This window comes from Acidovorax sp. JG5, assembly GCF_017939685.1.
Lineage (GTDB): Bacteria > Pseudomonadota > Gammaproteobacteria > Burkholderiales > Burkholderiaceae_C > Acidovorax.
In genome coordinates this window covers 36,927-53,049 of sequence record NZ_JAGKSE010000004.1, presented here as the reverse complement: position 1 = coordinate 53,049, position 16,123 = coordinate 36,927, and the positions used below count along the sequence as shown (strand labels likewise).

Here is a 16,123-nt window from a genome sequence, read left to right as displayed (position 1 = left end):
CTACAAGGACACCACCATGCTCGACGAACAACTCAAGACCCAACTTTCGGCATACCTGGAACGCGTGCAGCAGCCGTTCGAGCTGGTGGCATCCCTCAACGACAGCGACACCGCCCGCGAAATGCTGGACCTGTTGCAAACTATCCAGTCGCTGCGCAGCGACAAGATCACATTGCGCACCGACGGCAACGACGCGCGCAAGCCCTCGTTCACGCTGCAGCGCGTGGGCAGCGCCAGCCAGCTGCGCTTTGCCGGTCTGCCGCTGGGCCATGAATTCACGTCCCTCGTGCTGGCGCTGCTGTGGACGGGCGGCCATCCGCCCAAGGCCGAACAGGACGTTCTGGACCAGATCGACGCGCTCGAAGGCGATTTCAACTTCGAGGTTTACATGAGCCTGAGCTGCCACAACTGCCCCGACGTGGTGCAGGCGCTGAGCCTCATGGCCATCCGCAACCCGCGCATCAAGACCACGGTGATCGAAGGCGGCGCCTTCCAGGAGGAAGTGAACCGCCGCGAAGTCATGGCCGTGCCCATGGTGTTCCTGAATGGCGAAGTGTTCGGCTCGGGCCGCATGCTGCTCGAAGAAATCGTGGCCAAGCTCGACACCGGCGCCGCCGCCAAAGAGGCCGCCAAGCTCTCGGCCAAGGCGCCCTATGACGTGCTGATTGTTGGCGGTGGCCCCGCAGGCGCTGCGGCCGCTGTGTATGCCGCCCGCAAGGGCATCCGCACCGGCGTGGTCGCCGAGCGCTTCGGCGGCCAGGTCAACGATACCCTGGGCATTGAAAACTACATCTCGGTGCTGGAGACCGACGGACCCAAGTTTGCTGCCGCCCTCGAAGCCCACACCCGCGCCTATGACGTGGACATCATGAACCTGCAGCAGGCGCAAGCGCTGATTCCTGCCGCCGAGCCCGGCGGCCTGATCGAGGTGAAGCTGTCCAACGGCGGCTCGCTGAAGGCAAAGTCGGTGATTTTGTCCACCGGCGCGCGCTGGCGCAACGTCAACGTGCCCGGCGAAGCCGAGTACAAGAACAAGGGCGTGGCCTATTGCCCGCATTGCGACGGCCCGCTGTTCAAGGGCAAGCGCACGGCGGTGATTGGCGGTGGCAACTCGGGTGTCGAGGCCGCCATTGACCTGGCGGGCCTGGTGCAGCACGTCACGCTGGTGGAATTTGCCGACCAGCTCAAGGCCGACGCCGTGCTGGTGAGCAAGCTGCAAAGCCTGCCCAACGTGACCATCCACACCAATGCGCAGACCACCGAAATCCCGGGGGCCGATGGCAAGGTGAACGGCCTCAAATTCAAGGACCGCGCCACGAACGATGAGCACCTGGTGCCGCTCGAAGGCGTGTTCGTGCAGATCGGCCTGGTGCCCAACACCGACTGGCTCAAGGGCACGGTGGCCCTGAGCAAGTTTGGCGAGATCGAGATCGACGCCCGGGGCCACACCAATGTGCCCGGCGTGTTTGCTGCCGGCGACTGCACCACCGTGCCTTACAAGCAGATCGTGATTGCCGCCGGCGCTGGCGCCACGGCCGCGCTGAGCGCGTTTGATCACCTGATCCGTAGCGGCGTATCTGCTTGAGTATTTAGGTTGTATCGGGCTCTAGCGCTTATGGAATAAGCGTTAGCAGCTATCAAATTGAAAGCGGCGGGGCTGTGTGGAGCAGCACCGCCGCTTTCTTCATAGGAGCGGATTGGATTTCACAGGGTTCAACAACATGATCAATCTAGTCAGATAACTGGTTTGTTGAAAGATTGTCATGCACACATGGCCTGTTCAGGATGCGAAAGCACGGTTTAGCGAGTTTCTGGATGCGTGCCTCACGCAGGGGCCGCAATTGGTCACCCGGCGCGGCGCCGAGGCGGCCGTGCTGGTGCCGGTGGCCGAGTGGCGGCGCTTGCAATCGGCTGCACGCCCCTCGGCTCAAGCAACTGCTGCTGTTTGACCAGGCCCGCGTCGATCTCATCGTGCCCGTCCGTGGCCAGGCCCAACGTCGCACGCCAGAGGCCCAACAGTGACGGCCGCGGACTTGCTGGACACGAGTGTGGTCTCGGAGCTGCGCAAACAGCGCCCGCATGGTGCTGTGCTGGCATGGCTGCAAGCGATAGACGATGCGCAGCTGTATCTGTCCGCCGTCACCTTGGGCGAGATACAGGCGGACATTGAAATTACGCGCGAACAAAACCCCGCCAAAGCCGCTGAAATCGAGGCCTGGCTGGAACTGTTGGCAGGGGCTTACAACGTTTTGCCGATGGATGTCGCCACCTTCAGGGCCTGGGCGCGGCTGATGCACCGAAAGTCCGATGTGCTTTATGAAGACGCCATGATCACCGCCACGGCCCGGGTGCATGGGCTGACCGTGGCTAGGCGCAACGTGGTCAATTTTCAGGCGCTGGGCTTCGATGTCTGCAATCCATTTGTGCCTGCGTAGGTTGGCAGGCGCGCGGGCGGTTGCCGCCCCGAGATGTCGGTGCGTTTGATCATCTGCGCTGCAGCAGTGCACCGTCTTGGGTTTCAAGCTCAATTGGGTTCTTGTGCTTATGGAATAAGCGCTTGCAGCTATAAAAAATGAGGCAAATTTCGGCAACCCGTTGGTAACTGAGATTCACCACATTACGCATGGATTGTTCACTTTTGAAGGGGGCAGACCTTGGCCCGGCGTTGATGCCACGCTACGCCCGCACTTCAATACACCAACCGGTCCGGCTGCAGCTCTTGCAAGATGGTGGTAGCGATCTCTTCGATGGATTTGGTGGTGGTGGACAGCCAGCGGATGCCGGCGCGGCGCATCATGGCCTCGGCTTCGGCCACTTCGTGGCGGCAGTTTTGCAGGCTGGCGTAGCGCGAGTCGGGCCGACGCTCGGTGCGGATTTCGGACAGCCGCTCGGGGCTGATCGTCAGGCCAAAGATTTTTTTGCGAAAGGGCATCAGTGCGGGGGGCAGCTGGCGGCGGTCAAAGTCTTCGGGGATCAGTGGGTAGTTGGCCGATTTCAGGCCGTGCTGCATGGCCAGGTACAGGCTGGTGGGGGTTTTGCCGCTGCGGCTTACGCCCACCAGGATCACGTCGGCGCCGGCCAGGTCGCGGTGGCTCTGGCCGTCGTCGTGCGCCAGGCTGAAGTTGATGGCCTCGATGCGGTCGGTGTATTCCTTGCTGCGGCTCACATCCGAAAAGCGCCCCACCCGGTGGTGCGACTTGATTCCCAGCTCTTGTTCCAGCGGGTGCACGAAGGTGCCGAACATGTCCAGCAGCATGCCTTTGCAGCCCTCCTGGATGACTTTGAGCACTTCCATGTTCACCAGGGTGGTGAAAACGATGGGTTTTTTGCCCTCCAGCTCTGCGGTGTGGTTGATCTGGCGCACGGCCTGATGGGCCTTGTCCTCGGTGTCCACGAACGGCAGGCGCACGCGGCGCGGTGCCAGTTCGAACTGGGCCAGGATGGCGTTGCCGAATGTTTCGGCGGTGATGCCGGTGCCGTCTGACACAAAGAATACGGTGCGCGAGTGCATGGGGGCCTTTTCAAGAGCGTGTGCCGGTTGCCACAGCGGCAAGCCTACAATTGTGTCAATTATCCAATTCTCGCCATGCACCCGGTCGGCCGACAACCACAACCACAAAGCTGCAGCCCGTGCATGGCCGCTCGCCCCTTGCCCCTTGCGGGCGGGCGCGCAGACCCGGTTTTAACTTCTGGAGCTTTCCCATGTCTGCACTTTTCAGCCCGACCGCCTTGGTCGTTCCGTTTGAAAACCTGAGAATGACCGACGTCGAGTCGGTAGGCGGCAAAAACGCCTCCCTCGGCGAGATGATCTCGCAGCTGCCGCACGGCGTGCGCGTGCCCACGGGCTTTGCCACCACGGCCCATGCGTTCCGCGCGTTTTTGGCGCACGACGGCCTGGCCGACCGGATCAGCGCCAAGCTGGCCGCGCTCGACACCGAAGACGTGCGCGCCCTGGCCGCCGTGGGCGCCGAGATCCGTGCCATGGTCGAGGCCCAGCCTTTCCCGGCCGATCTGCAAAAGGCCATTGCCGAGGCCTTTGCCACCCTGTCCGAAGGCAACCCCGAGGCCAGCTTTGCCGTGCGCTCGTCTGCCACGGCCGAGGATCTGCCCGACGCATCCTTTGCCGGCCAGCAGGAAACCTTTTTGAACGTGCATGGCATTGACGAGGTGCTGCACAAGATGAAAGAGGTGTTCGCCAGCCTCTACAACGACCGCGCCATCAGCTACCGCGTGCACAAGGGCTTTGCGCACGACGTGGTGGCCCTGTCGGCCGGCGTGCAGCGCATGGTGCGCTCCGACCTGGGCGCGGCCGGCGTGATGTTCACCATCGACACCGAATCGGGCTTTGAAGACGTGGTTTTTATCACCAGCAGCTACGGCCTGGGCGAAACCGTGGTGCAGGGCGCCGTGAACCCCGACGAGTTCTATGTGCACAAGCCCATGCTCAAGGCCGGCAAGAAGGCCGTGATCCGCCGCAACCTCGGCTCCAAGCTGATCCAGATGGTGTTTGCCACGCCCGAGGAAAAAGCCGCTTCGGGCAAGCTCATCAAGACCATCGACGTGCCGACCGAGCAGCGCAACCGCTATTCGCTCACCGATGCCGATGTCGAACTGCTGGCGCACTACGCCGTGGTCATCGAGCAGCACTATGGCCGCCCCATGGACATCGAGTGGGGCAAGGACGGCACCGACGGCCAGCTTTACATCCTGCAGGCGCGCCCCGAAACGGTGAAGAGCCAGGCCAAGGGCCAGGCCGAGCTGCGCTACAAGCTCAAGGGCCAGGGCGCCGTGCTGGCCGAAGGCCGTGCCATTGGCCAGAAGATCGGCACCGGCCCTGTGCGCCTGGTGCACAACATTTCCGAGATGGACAAGGTGCAGCCCGGCGACGTGCTGGTGACCGACATGACCGACCCCAACTGGGAGCCCGTGATGAAGCGCGCCAGCGCCATCGTCACCAACCGCGGTGGCCGCACCTGCCACGCCGCCATCATTGCGCGCGAGCTGGGCATCCCGGCCGTGGTGGGCTGTGGCGACGCGACCGAGCGCCTGAAAGACGGCACCTTGGTCACGGTAAGCTGCTCTGAAGGCGACACCGGCCGCATCTACGACGGCCTGCTCGAAACCGAGGTCACCGAGGTGCAGCGCGGCGAGATGCCCGCCATCCAAACCAAGATCATGATGAACGTGGGCAACCCCCAGCTGGCGTTTGACTTTGCCCAGCTGCCCAACGAGGGCGTGGGCCTGGCGCGGCTCGAGTTCATCATCAACAACAACATTGGTGTGCACCCCAAGGCGATCCTCGATTATCCGAACATCGACAACGACCTGAAAAAGGCCGTGGAGTCGGTGGCCCGCGGCCATGCATCGCCCCGCGCTTTTTACGTGGACAAGGTCGCCGAAGGCGTGGCCACCATCGCGGCCGCCTTCTGGCCCAAGCCCGTCATCGTGCGCCTGTCGGACTTCAAGAGCAATGAATACCGCAAGCTGATTGGCGGCAGCCGCTACGAGCCCGAGGAAGAAAACCCGATGCTGGGCTTTCGCGGCGCGGCGCGCTACATCAGCGCAGACTTCGGCGAAGCCTTTGCCATGGAGTGCGAGGCTTTGAAGCGCGTGCGCAACGACATGGGCCTGACCAACGTGCAGGTGATGGTGCCCTTTGTGCGCACGCTGGGCCAGGCCGAGCGCGTGACCAAGCTGCTGGCCCAGCACGGCCTGCAGCGTGGCAAGGACGATCTCAAGGTCATCATGATGTGCGAAGTGCCCAGCAACGCCATCCTGGCCGAGCGCTTTCTGGAGTTCTTCGACGGCTTCTCGATCGGCTCCAACGACCTGACCCAGCTCACCCTGGGCCTGGACCGCGACTCGGGCCTGGAGCTGCTGGCGCAAGACTTTGACGAGCGCGACCCGGCCGTGGAAGCACTGATCCACCAGGCCATCAAGGCCTGCCTGGCGCAGGGCAAGTACATCGGCATCTGCGGCCAGGGCCCCAGCGACCACCCTGACTTTGCGCAGTGGCTGGCCAAGGAAGGCATCTCGTCGATTTCGCTCAATCCCGACAGCGTGATCGCCACTTGGCAGCAACTCGCACGCTGAGTGCGCAGGGGCCGCCCTTGTCCAACCCACGGTAGTGAGCACCCTGGATGCGGCCCCTGACAAAAAACCACGAGCCCGAACTGGCGGGCCCCTTCCCGCCCGACCTGCACGATGTGCGCCACCTCTGGCTCAAGGCGGGGCTACTGCTGGTGTGGGCGCTGGTGTCTTTTGTGGCCATGTTCTTTGCCCGCGATCTGCAAGCGTTCGTCGTGGCGGGCTGGCCCCTGGGTTACTGGATCGCCGCCCAGGGAGCCATGTTGATGTTCATTGCCATCGTGGTGGCCTACTGCTGGGCCATGAACCGGTTTGAACGCCAGGATGCCGCACGGGCGACTGCTGCGCTGGCCACCGCACAGGCCCAACCCCATGGCTGAGCCCGGGGCTGCTGGCCACGGAACGGATGACCAGGCCTACCTTTGGCGCCTGCACCGCATCTTTGCCCTTTATGTGGTGGGAGTGGTGGCGTTTCTGGCACTGATGGCCTGGGCCGAGCAGCAGGGGCTGTCGCGGCACTGGATCGGCCCGATCTTTCTGTTTCTCACGGTGATGGTCTATGCCGGTATCGGTGTGTATGGCCGCACCACCGATCCTGAAGAGTATTACGTGGCGGGGCGCCGCATTCCGCCCATGTACAACGGCATGGCGGCGGCAGCCGACTGGATGAGCGCGGCCTCGTTCATCAGCCTGTCGGGTGCGCTGTATCTGCAGGGTTTTTCTGGCGCCCGTGGGCAGGCCGGCGGGCTGGCCTACCTGCTGGGCTGGACCGGCGGCTTTTGCCTCGTGGCGATGCTGATCGCCCCGCATCTGCGTGCCATGGGTCTCTACACGGTGCCAGACTTCTTTCATGTGCGCTTTGGCGGACGCTGGCCGCGCATCATTGCCGCGCTGGCGGCGGTGCTGTGCTCCTTCACCTATGTGGTGGCCCAGATCTATGGCGTGGGCCTGATTGCGTCCCGTCTGACCGGTGTGCAGTTCGAGATCGGCATCATGCTGGGGCTGGGCGGCGTGCTGCTGTGCTCGTTCCTCGGGGGCATGCGCGCGATCACCTGGACGCAGGTGGCGCAGTATGTGGTGCTGCTGCTGGCGTTTCTGATTCCGGTGTCGTGGCTGGCCTACAAACAGCTGGGCAATCCGCTGGCGCCCCTGGTTTATGGCACGCAACTGAGCAAAATTGCCGATCTGGAAGAGCATTTGCTCGATTCGCCGGCAGAGCACCAGGTGGTGGGGGCCTACCTGCGGCGCGCTCAGGACTATGAGGCGCGCCTGCAGGACGTGGAAGGCGCACTCGAACGCGAGCGCGAGAAGGGGCGCGAACGCGTCCGCACTCTGCGCGCCCAGAATGCCGATGTGGGCCTCATCGTTTCCGCCAGCCGCGAGCTGGTTGCGCTGCCCAGGGATGCGGCATCCGCACGCGAGCGCTGGACGCGCGAAATGCGCGAGAACTACGAACGAGCCAAGCCCCTGGGCGGCCTGCCGCTGCACAGCCAGGCCTTCGCAGGCAACCCTGACGGCACGCCCCATGAGCGGCAGGAGTACGAGCTGACGCGGCGCAATTTTCTGGCGCTCATGTTCTGCCTGATGGTGGGCACGGCGGGGCTGCCGCATCTGCTGACCCGTTACTACACCGCACCCTCGGTGGCTGCGGCGCGGTCTTCGGTGGCGTGGTCGCTGTTTTTCATCGCCTTGCTGTACCTCAGCGCGCCGGCGCTGGCGGTGCTGGTGAAGTTCGAGGTCATGCAGAACCTGGTGGGCAGCAGTTTCGAGAACCTGCCCCACTGGATGGCCCAATGGGCCCGGGTGGACGCCTCGCTGCTGTCGGTGGAGGATGTGAATGGCGACGGCCTGGTGCAGTTTGGCGAGATCCGCTTGGGCGCCGACCTCATCATGCTGGCCACGCCAGAGCTGGGGGGCTTGCCTTACGTGGTCTCGGGCCTGGTGGCCGCGGGCGGGCTGGCGGCGGCGTTGTCCACGGCCGACGGGCTGCTGCTGACCATCAGCAATGCGCTGGTGCGCGACCTCTATTACCGCGGTGGTCCGCGGGAGGCGTCGCCCGAGCAGCGCGTGATTCTGACCAAGTTCACCTTGCTGGCCGTGGCGCTGGCGGCGGCATTCGTGGCCGCGCTCAAGCCGGCCGAGATTTTGCCGCTGGTGTCGGCGTCGTTTTCCCTCGCCGCGTCGGCCTTTGTGCCGGTGATGGTGCTGGGCATTTTCTGGCGCGGCACCACGCGCCAGGGGGCCGTGGCGGGCATGCTGGCGGGGCTGGGCGTTGCGGTGTACTACATGCTTTCCCATACGCCGGTCTTGCGCGCCTGGGCGGGCTGGCTGCTGGCGGATGGCCTGTGGTTCGGCATTCAGCCCATTTCTGCAGGGGTGTTCGGAGTGCCGGTGGGGCTGATCGTGGCCGCCGTGGTGAGCCGCATCACCCGGCCGGCGCCCGCGCTGCCCCGGGTGCGCTCCGAGATGTGAGCGCCTGCTGCGTTGGCTCGGTGAAGGAGTGACCGGCTGGCCACGGCAGGTTTGTCAAGGCGTTCTGACTTGGGTGATGTGGAAAAACCCGAATACCCAGCGCCCGGCATACCTGCGAGACTGTTTCGAAAAGTTGCGTACACCGCTGGTGCCGCGTAGCTCCCACTTTTGGAGTAGGAACATGTTACTGGTCAAGACGCAAGCCGGACAAGAGGCGCTCAAGGATCGGCAACGGGGGTTGACGTCCCGCCAGCGTACGGCATTCATTCTGTTTGATGGCAAACGATCGACCGCCGAAGTGCTTGCAGCCACCGCTGCGATGGGGATCACGCAGGACGACGTGCAGGCCATGCTGGTGCGGGGTTTGCTGGCGCCTGCTGCCGGGCAGACTGCTGCGCGCTTGTCAACGGGTGGGGGTGATGGTTTGTCGTCGCTGGAGCTGTCGGAAGAGATCAGCGGTCGGTCGGACGTGGAGCGCTACCAGAGCGCCTATCTCATCGCCACCGAGCTGACCTCTGGCTTGGGTTTGCGTGGCTTTCGCCTGAATCTGGCCCTGGAAGGTGCGGGTAGTTTTGACGACCTCGCGGCCTTGGCCCCGAAGATCAGGGATGCCGTGGGCGATGCCAAATTCGCCCGACTGGAAAAGGCCTTGTTCAGCTGACGCTGTATTTCTTGGCTGGCCCGCTGGCCTGGTTTCAACCAGGCGGGATCAAAAAACAAAAAAGCGGCCCCGCAGGCCGCTTGCTGAAAAGGAAGGGTGGGGTGCTGTTTCAGCGCACGCCCAGCAATTCCACATCGAACTTCAGCGTGGCGTTCGGGGGAATCACGCCACCGGCGCCGCGCGCGCCATAGCCCAATGCCGCCGGGATGATCAGGGTGCGCTGGCCGCCGATCTTCATGCCTTGCACACCTTCGTCCCAGCCCTTGATGACCATGCCAGCGCCCAGCGAGAAAGCGAAGGGGTCGTTGCGATCGCGGCTGGAGTCGAACTTGGCGCCTTGTTCGCCGTTGTTGTAGAGCCAGCCGGTGTAATGCACCGTTACCTGGCTGCCCTTGGTGGCTTCAGCGCCATCGCCCACGTTGGTGTCTTCGTATTGCAGGCCGGATGCGGTGGTGGTCAATGCCATGGGAATTCCTTGATTGCTATTAAAAATATAGCTTCTGGCGCTTTACTGTAGCGCGCTAGAAGCTATTTAGATAAAGATTTTATCCGGCATCCCGGGCGGGGCCGGTGCAGGCACGGCGTGCCGCTTTTTATTTCTTGGCGCGGCCAGCCACCCAGCGTGTGGCGAAAGCTTGCACGTCGCTCAGGCGCTTGAGCAGGTCGGAGCCCGAGGGGGTGACGGTGTAGCCGTCACTGCCATGGTCGACAAAGCCGGCCTCGCGCAATTCCTTGATGCGGGTGTTCAGCGTGTTGGGTGTGATGCCGCCGACGCTGTCTTGCAGCAGCCGGAAGGTCTGGGGATGGCCATCGCGCAGGGCCCAGAGCACGCGCAGTGCGTAACGGCATTCGAGCCGTTCAAACAGCTGGTTGATGGCGGCATTTTCTTTGGAGCTCATGGATGCTTCTCCTCGCGCGAGTGTTGGGTCAAAGTTCGGGGTGGCGCCACAGGCACCATGTCCGAGGGGCGCTGCGACTATAGCGCGGAACCTGTTTTGCTACAAGTTTGGTAGCTCTTAAGGTACGGTACACATGCGCCTGACTCTTAAAAAGCCCTAAATCAATTCAAAGTGTTGCATGCGGGCCACGAACGCGATGGATGTCGGGAAGGGCACTTTCAGCGCACCCATCAGTGCCTGCAAGAGGCATTTTTTCGGGGTTTCCCAGGGCTGTGCCAGCTGGCGCTGCTCAGACCGTGAACACGTCTCAGCCGCCAGCAGGCAGACCGGCGCGTGCCAGGTGGTCCACCAGCAGCCGCGCGCAGGGCGGTAGCGCATGGCTGCTGCGAAAGCACACGGCAAAGCGCCGCTGGGCCCAGGCATCGCTCAGGGGGACGATGCGTACCGGCGCCGTCAGGGCAAAAGGCTCGGCCACTTCGCGCGGGAATTTCTAAAATCGGGCAAACGCACCCTGGAGACATTCCGTGAGCCACGCCCCGTCATCCCCCCCCGCCATTGGTTCGCGGCCCCTCGCGGGCTGTTGTCCGCGAGGTCGGTTTGCGCGACGGCTTGCAGAGCATTGCCACCGTGCTGCCCACCGAGCGCAAACTGGAATGGATCGATGCGGCCTACGCCGCTGGCCAGCGCGAGATCGAGGTGGGCTCGTTCGTGCCCGCGCGTCTGCTGCCGCAGCTGGCCGACACCGCCGAGGTGCTGGCCCATGCCAAAACCCTGCCTGGGTTGTTCGCCTCGGTGCTGGTGCCCAACTTCAAGGGCGCCGAGCGGGCGTTGGAGTGCGGGGCCGACTTGATGATCGTGCCGCTGTCGGCCAGCCACGCCCACAGCCTGGCCAACTTGCGCAAGACGCCCGACGAGGTAGTGGCCGAGGTGGCGCGCATCCGTGCCCAGCGCGACGCCTTGGGTCGCAAGACCCTGATCGAGGGCGGTGTGGGCACGGCCTTTGGCTGCACGCTGCAAGGCGAAGTGGCCGAGAGCGAGGTGCTGCGCCTGATGCAGGCCTTGCTCGACGCCGGCGCCGACCGCGTGAGCCTGGCCGACACCGTGGGTTATGCCGACCCGGCCAGCGTGCAGCGCCTGTTTGAAAAAGCCCGCGCCCTGGTGGGTGAGTGCCTGTGGTGCGCCCACTTTCACGACACCCGTGGCATGGGGCTGGCCAATGCCTATGCGGCCTGGCAGACCGGCATCGAGCGCTTCGATGCCTGTCTGGCCGGCATTGGCGGCTGCCCGCATGCCCCCGGCGCCAGTGGCAACGTGGCTACCGAAGACCTGGTCTTCATGCTCGAACGCATGGGCGTCCACACCGGCCTTGATGTGCCCGCGCTGCTGGCCCTGCGCCAGCGCGTGGCCGGCTGGCTGGCCGGTGAAACCTTGCATGGCACGCTGTGGCAGGCCGGCTTGCCCAAACCGCAGGCGGCCGCTGCTGCCTGTGTGCCCGCTGGCGTGGCAGCTTGGCCCCTCTGAATCCCTTATCGTGAGCCCCATGACTTCTGCCCCTGCTTCTTTTGCCCCTGCTTCTTCTGCCACCCCCGATCCCGCATCGCGCTCCTTGCCCCTGGCGGGCTTGCGCGTGGTGGAGTTCACCCACATGGTCATGGGCCCCACCTGCGGCATGGTGCTGGCCGATCTGGGGGCCGAAGTCATCAAGGTCGAACCGGTGGATGGCGACCGCACGCGCCACCTGCTGGGCGCAGGCGCGGGCTTTTTCCCCATGTTCAACCGCAACAAGAAGAGCATTGCGCTCGACCTGCGCAGCCCCGATGGGCTGGAGGTGGCGCGCCGGCTGGCAGCCTCGGCCGACGTGGTGGCGCAGAACTTCAAACCCGGCGTGATGGGCAAATACGGCCTCGACTACGCCGCGCTCAGCCCGCTCAATCCGCGCCTGATCTATGTGAACCACACCGGTTTTCTGCCCGGCCCCTACGAGCACCGCACCGCGCTCGACGAGGTGGTGCAGATGATGGGCGGCCTGGCCTACATGACCGGCCGCCCCGGCGACCCGCTGCGCGCGGGCACCAGCGTGAACGACATCATGGGCGGCATGTTTGGCGCCATCGGGGCCATGGCGGCACTGATGCAGCGCGGCATCACCGGGCGCGGGCAAGAGGTGGATTCGGCCCTGTTCGAGAACAACGTGTTTCTGGTGGGCCAGCACATGATGCAGTTCGCCGTCACCGGCCAGCCCGCCGCGCCCATGCCCGACCGCATCTCGTCCTGGGCGCTGTACGACGTGTTCAGTGTGAAGGATGGCGAGCAGATTTTTCTGGCCGCTGTGAGCGATGCGCAGTGGATCACCTTCTGCGATGCCATGGGCTATGCCGACCTCAAGGCCGACCCGCTGCTGGCCACCAACAACGACCGGGTGCGCGCGCGGGCCACGATGCTGCCCGAACTGCGCCAGCGGCTGGCCCGTCACAGCGCTGCCGAGCTGGCCGCTATCTTCGAGAAAAATGGCTTGCCCTTTGCACCCATCCTGCGGCCCGAGCAGCTGTTTGACGACCCGCACCTCAACGCCACCGGCGGCCTGGCCGACATCACGCTGCCCGATGGCGAGCGCGCCGGCCAGACCGCGCGCACCACGCTGTTCCCCTTGCGCATGGATGGCCAGCGGCTGGGTGTGCGGCTGCAGCCCCCGGTGCTGGGCCAGCACACCGCCGAACTCATGGAGCAGCTGGGCTACAGCCTTGAGCAGGTGCAGGCCCTGCAGGCGCAAGGCGCCGTGGCCTGAGAGGCTGAGAGTCTTTGATCCATGCCCGCCTTGCACGCCAAAACACACCGGCTCGTCGTTGCAAATACTCGCCATAGCCCGAGCTATGGCTGTGTTTTGCGCCTAGACCCGGCGCGTTTTGACGCGCCTTTCGGGCACGGCCGAAAAACGCTCAGCCTCTGAGCGCTCCGGTTTGGGGGCTTCGCACGGCGCCCATGGAACAACGACCCAATGACAACGATGGAGACAAGGCGCCCCAGGACGGCTTGGTGCTCGGCATGGTCTCCAGCAACCATGTGGTCAACCCCAGTGTGTTCAAGAACATTGCTGGCACAGGGCTACCCGTTGCAAAGCCCGCCGCCCGATGCCACGGCTGCCTTCTTTCGCAGCGAAGCCAGCCGCATGGCCCGGCTGGTGAAGCAGGCCGGTCTCAAGCTGGACTGAATGCTCATTTTTAAATAGCATGTCGCGCTTATCCATCAAGCGCTTGAGGCCTATTTCGCGCAATTTTTTGACAGAACCGAGCTCCATCGTGTCTCCCCCAAAGCACGACGCCCCAGCACCGTGAGGGTGGCTGGGGCGCCTGCGGCAGGCCCTGTTGCCAGGGGCCGAGCGATGCGGTTTACAGCGAATCGATAAAGCTGCGCAGCTTGTCCGAGCGGCTCGGGTGCTTGAGCTTGCGCAGCGCCTTGGCTTCGATCTGGCGGATGCGCTCGCGGGTCACGTCAAACTGCTTGCCCACTTCTTCCAGCGTGTGGTCGCTGGTCATCTCGATGCCAAAGCGCATGCGCAGCACCTTGGCTTCGCGGGGCGTGAGGCCGTCGAGGATGTCCTTGACCACGTCGCGCAGGCCGGCCTGCATGGCGGCTTCGATGGGGGCGGTGTTGGCACCGTCCTCGATGAAATCGCCCAGGTGGCTGTCGTCATCGTCGCCGATGGGCGTTTCCATCGAGATCGGCTCTTTGGCGATCTTCATGATCTTGCGGATCTTGTCCTCGGGGATCTCCATCTTGGCCGCCAGGATGGACGCATCGGGCTCAAAGCCGAACTCCTGCAAGTGCTGGCGGCTGATGCGGTTCATCTTGTTGATGGTTTCGATCATGTGCACCGGGATGCGGATGGTGCGCGCCTGGTCGGCAATGCTCCTTGTGATGGCCTGGCGGATCCACCACGTTGCATAGGTCGAGAACTTGTAGCCGCGGCGGTATTCGAACTTGTCCACCGCTTTCATCAGGCCGATGTTGCCTTCCTGGATCAGGTCGAGGAACTGCAGGCCACGGTTGGTGTACTTCTTGGCGATGGAGATCACCAGGCGCAGGTTGGCCTCGATCATTTCCTTCTTGGCATCGCGCGAGGTCGATTCACCCTCGTTCATGCGCTTGTTGATGCCCTTGAGCTCGGCCAGCGGCACGACCACACGCGATTGCAGGTCGGTCAGCTTTTGCTGCAGATCCTGGATGGGCGGAATGTTGCGTGCCATGATGGCCGACCAGGGCTTGCCGGCCGCAGCCTGCTTTTCCACCCACTTGAGGTTGAGCAGGTTGGGCGGAAAGTCCTTGATGAAGGTTTCCTGGGGCATGCCGCACTTGTCCACGATGATGCGGCGCAGCTCGCGCTCTTTCTTGCGCACATCATCGACCTGGCCGCGCACCATGTCGCACAGTTTCTCGATGGTCTTGGCCGTGAAGCGGATGGTCATCAGCTCTTCCGACAGGGCGGCCTGGGCCTTCACGTAGGCGGGCGTGCCGTAGCCTTCCTTGTCGTAGATCTTGTGGACTGTCTCGAACAGCTCGCGCAGCTTGTCAAAGCGCTCCAGCGCCTGCTTCTTGAGTTCTTCGAGCTTTTTGGTCAGTGCCTTGGAGCCGCCCTTGCCGTCGTCATCGTCGGCTTCGTCGAATTCGTCGAAGTCTTCTTCGGCCACATAGTCGTCGGCCTCGTTGGGGTTGGAGAAACCGTCCACGATGGTCGAAATGACGACCTTGCCCTCGCGGATTTCCTCGCCCATGTTCAGGATCTCGGCAATGGTGGCGGGCGATGCGCTGATCGCCTCCATCATGGCCATCAGGCCGCCTTCGATGCGCTTGGCGATTTCGATTTCGCCTTCGCGCGTGAGCAGCTCGACCGTGCCCATTTCGCGCATGTACATGCGCACGGGGTCGGTGGTGCGGCCGAATTCGCTGTCCACGGTGGACAGGGCGGCTTCGGCGGCTTCTTCGGCTTCTTCCTCGGTGGCGCCGGCGGGGGCGTTGTCGGTGATGATCAGCGCCTCGGCATCGGGCGTCTGCTCGTACACCGCCACGCCCAGGTCGTTCAGCGTGGTGATGACGGCTTCGAGGGTTTCGGCATCGACCAGCTTGTCGGGCAAGTGGTCGGAGATTTCAACGTGCGTGAGGTAGCCGCGCGTCTTGCCCAGCTTGATCAGGGTCTTCAGGCGCGCACGGCGCTTGGCCATGTCTTCTTCCGACAGGACGGTTTCGTCCAGGCCGAATTCCTTCATCAAGGCGCGTTCTTTCGCCTTGCTGATCTTCATGCGCAGGGGCTTGACCTTCTCGGCCGTGGGGGTGGCGGCTTCTGCTTCTGGCTCGACTTCGCCTTCGAGGTCGGCTTCGATGTCGGACAGGTCTGCGTCGTCACCGCTGGCTTCGCTGGCACCCGCCTTGGGCTTGCGACCGCGCTTGGCCGGGGCCTTGGCCTCGGCGGTGCCGGCCGCCTTGGCGGGGCGGCCAGGGCGCTTTTTGGGGGCTTCGTCGCCGTCGGACGGGGCCGCCGCAGCGCGGGCAGGCTTCTTTTTCAGCAATTCATCGGCAGCTTTGATCAACTCGGCAGAACTTTTCACGGGCACGTTTTTCACTTTCTTGGCAGCCGGGGCAGGGGCGGCGGCAGCAGCCCTGGCGGGTGCGGCTTTGGCCGGTGCTTTGGCAGCGGTTTTGGAGACAGCTTTTGCGGCAGTGCCTGGAGCGGACTTGAGTGGCTTCGCGGACTTTTGAGCAGGCATGGAACAACCTCGGAGTCAAAAACGGACACAAAGAAAACGCAAGCGCCACAGATCCCGGCGCGGGTGGCACTGCAAAAGCAAAGCTGCTGCAGTTGGAGGAGTGATCCTCAGGGGCAAGATGTCTGGGCGAACATTTGGTGTGCAGTCCTTGCGATAAGTGGGCCCATCAGCGCATAGGTGCGCGGCTGTATGCGTGGCCCGGCTCGGAGGTGCTGCTGTCGCTCTTGCCGAAAAACCCTACATTA

14 protein-coding genes and 1 pseudogene are annotated in these 16,123 nt (G+C 63.8%); 10 read left to right on the top strand and 5 right to left on the bottom strand.

The features are described from left to right. Positions 1-16: 16 nt before the first annotated feature. The 3 genes from ahpF to J8G26_RS06060 all read left to right on the top strand — a co-directional run bounded on the left by ahpF (position 17) and on the right by J8G26_RS06060 (position 2,435). Complete coding sequence (ahpF, locus tag J8G26_RS06070) at positions 17-1,585, top strand: alkyl hydroperoxide reductase subunit F (RefSeq protein WP_210568289.1); 1,569 nt, start codon at positions 17-19, stop codon at positions 1,583-1,585. A gap of 178 nt (positions 1,586-1,763) precedes the next feature. Beyond that, a complete protein-coding gene (locus tag J8G26_RS06065) occupies positions 1,764-1,949 on the top strand; it encodes a type II toxin-antitoxin system Phd/YefM family antitoxin (protein ID WP_246881264.1) in 186 nt (61 codons plus the stop codon). Between the two features lie 84 nt (positions 1,950-2,033). Then, on the top strand, positions 2,034-2,435 hold the full coding sequence (locus tag J8G26_RS06060) for a type II toxin-antitoxin system VapC family toxin (protein WP_246881263.1): 402 nt from the start codon (positions 2,034-2,036) through the stop codon (positions 2,433-2,435). Positions 2,436-2,689: 254 nt separating this feature from the next. On the opposite strand, the gene J8G26_RS06055 is transcribed toward J8G26_RS06060, so the two are convergent. After that, positions 2,690-3,511 carry a pyruvate, water dikinase regulatory protein gene (locus tag J8G26_RS06055; RefSeq protein ID WP_210568287.1) on the bottom strand — a complete coding sequence of 274 codons (822 nt, stop codon included), beginning with the start codon at positions 3,509-3,511 and terminating at the stop codon, positions 2,690-2,692. A 191-nt stretch (positions 3,512-3,702) separates the two neighbouring features. Between J8G26_RS06055 and ppsA the strand changes: the two genes are divergently transcribed. The 4 genes from ppsA (at position 3,703) to J8G26_RS06035 (ending at position 9,220) form a co-directional block, all read left to right on the top strand. Continuing rightward, a complete protein-coding gene (gene ppsA, locus J8G26_RS06050; protein ID WP_210568286.1) occupies positions 3,703-6,093 on the top strand; it encodes a phosphoenolpyruvate synthase in 2,391 nt (796 codons plus the stop codon). 47 nt (positions 6,094-6,140) lie between these two features. Beyond that, a complete protein-coding gene (locus J8G26_RS06045) occupies positions 6,141-6,467 on the top strand; it encodes a DUF4212 domain-containing protein (protein WP_087744610.1) in 327 nt (108 codons plus the stop codon). Continuing rightward, the gene (locus tag J8G26_RS06040) at positions 6,460-8,559 is read left to right on the top strand and encodes a VC_2705 family sodium/solute symporter (RefSeq protein ID WP_087744612.1); all 2,100 of its coding nucleotides are present in this window, start codon (positions 6,460-6,462) and stop codon (positions 8,557-8,559) included. Before J8G26_RS06045 ends, J8G26_RS06040 begins: the two co-directional genes overlap by 8 nt. A gap of 181 nt (positions 8,560-8,740) precedes the next feature. Continuing rightward, positions 8,741-9,220: a hypothetical protein gene (locus J8G26_RS06035; RefSeq protein WP_210568285.1), complete on the top strand. Its 480-nt coding sequence runs from the start codon at positions 8,741-8,743 to the stop codon at positions 9,218-9,220. Positions 9,221-9,329: 109 nt separating this feature from the next. On the opposite strand, the gene J8G26_RS06030 is transcribed toward J8G26_RS06035, so the two are convergent. The 3 genes and pseudogenes from J8G26_RS06030 to J8G26_RS06020 form a co-directional block, all read right to left on the bottom strand. Next, on the bottom strand, positions 9,330-9,686 hold the full coding sequence (locus J8G26_RS06030) for an FKBP-type peptidyl-prolyl cis-trans isomerase (protein WP_210568284.1): 357 nt from the start codon (positions 9,684-9,686) through the stop codon (positions 9,330-9,332). Positions 9,687-9,813: 127 nt separating this feature from the next. Then, positions 9,814-10,119: a winged helix-turn-helix transcriptional regulator gene (locus J8G26_RS06025; protein WP_005796313.1), complete on the bottom strand. Its 306-nt coding sequence runs from the start codon at positions 10,117-10,119 to the stop codon at positions 9,814-9,816. A 307-nt stretch (positions 10,120-10,426) separates the two neighbouring features. Continuing rightward, a pseudogene (locus J8G26_RS06020) lies at positions 10,427-10,603 on the bottom strand (LysR family transcriptional regulator); the annotation flags it as partial. 71 nt (positions 10,604-10,674) lie between these two features. Here J8G26_RS06020 and J8G26_RS06015 point away from each other — a divergent pair. The 3 genes from J8G26_RS06015 to J8G26_RS06005 all read left to right on the top strand — a co-directional run bounded on the left by J8G26_RS06015 (position 10,675) and on the right by J8G26_RS06005 (position 13,327). Beyond that, positions 10,675-11,640 carry a hydroxymethylglutaryl-CoA lyase gene (locus tag J8G26_RS06015; protein ID WP_210568283.1) on the top strand — a complete coding sequence of 322 codons (966 nt, stop codon included), beginning with the start codon at positions 10,675-10,677 and terminating at the stop codon, positions 11,638-11,640. Positions 11,641-11,659: 19 nt separating this feature from the next. Continuing rightward, positions 11,660-12,904 carry a CaiB/BaiF CoA-transferase family protein gene (locus J8G26_RS06010; RefSeq protein WP_210568282.1) on the top strand — a complete coding sequence of 415 codons (1,245 nt, stop codon included), beginning with the start codon at positions 11,660-11,662 and terminating at the stop codon, positions 12,902-12,904. Between the two features lie 273 nt (positions 12,905-13,177). Continuing rightward, positions 13,178-13,327, top strand: a complete 150-nt coding sequence (locus J8G26_RS06005; RefSeq protein ID WP_232476494.1) for a hypothetical protein — start codon at positions 13,178-13,180, stop codon at positions 13,325-13,327. A gap of 178 nt (positions 13,328-13,505) precedes the next feature. Here J8G26_RS06005 and rpoD read toward each other — a convergent pair whose 3' ends face one another. Further along, positions 13,506-15,878, bottom strand: a complete 2,373-nt coding sequence (gene rpoD, locus J8G26_RS06000; RefSeq protein WP_087744623.1) for an RNA polymerase sigma factor RpoD — start codon at positions 15,876-15,878, stop codon at positions 13,506-13,508. Positions 15,879-16,123: the final 245 nt, after the last annotated feature.

What these genes read in the sequence shown, in the direction of transcription:
- ahpF (WP_210568289.1), top strand. Translation starts at nt 17, where the DNA reads ATGCTCGACGAACAACTCAAGACCCAACTTTCGGCATACCTGGAACGC.
- J8G26_RS06065 (WP_246881264.1), top strand. Translation starts at nt 1,764, where the DNA reads ATGCACACATGGCCTGTTCAGGATGCGAAAGCACGGTTTAGCGAGTTT.
- J8G26_RS06055 (WP_210568287.1), bottom strand. Translation starts at nt 3,511, where the DNA reads ATGCACTCGCGCACCGTATTCTTTGTGTCAGACGGCACCGGCATCACC.
- ppsA (WP_210568286.1), top strand. Translation starts at nt 3,703, where the DNA reads ATGTCTGCACTTTTCAGCCCGACCGCCTTGGTCGTTCCGTTTGAAAAC.
- J8G26_RS06045 (WP_087744610.1), top strand. Translation starts at nt 6,141, where the DNA reads ATGCGGCCCCTGACAAAAAACCACGAGCCCGAACTGGCGGGCCCCTTC.
- J8G26_RS06040 (WP_087744612.1), top strand. Translation starts at nt 6,460, where the DNA reads ATGGCTGAGCCCGGGGCTGCTGGCCACGGAACGGATGACCAGGCCTAC.
- J8G26_RS06035 (WP_210568285.1), top strand. Translation starts at nt 8,741, where the DNA reads ATGTTACTGGTCAAGACGCAAGCCGGACAAGAGGCGCTCAAGGATCGG.
- J8G26_RS06030 (WP_210568284.1), bottom strand. Translation starts at nt 9,686, where the DNA reads ATGGCATTGACCACCACCGCATCCGGCCTGCAATACGAAGACACCAAC.
- J8G26_RS06025 (WP_005796313.1), bottom strand. Translation starts at nt 10,119, where the DNA reads ATGAGCTCCAAAGAAAATGCCGCCATCAACCAGCTGTTTGAACGGCTC.
- J8G26_RS06010 (WP_210568282.1), top strand. Translation starts at nt 11,660, where the DNA reads ATGACTTCTGCCCCTGCTTCTTTTGCCCCTGCTTCTTCTGCCACCCCC.
- J8G26_RS06005 (WP_232476494.1), top strand. Translation starts at nt 13,178, where the DNA reads ATGTGGTCAACCCCAGTGTGTTCAAGAACATTGCTGGCACAGGGCTAC.
- rpoD (WP_087744623.1), bottom strand. Translation starts at nt 15,878, where the DNA reads ATGCCTGCTCAAAAGTCCGCGAAGCCACTCAAGTCCGCTCCAGGCACT.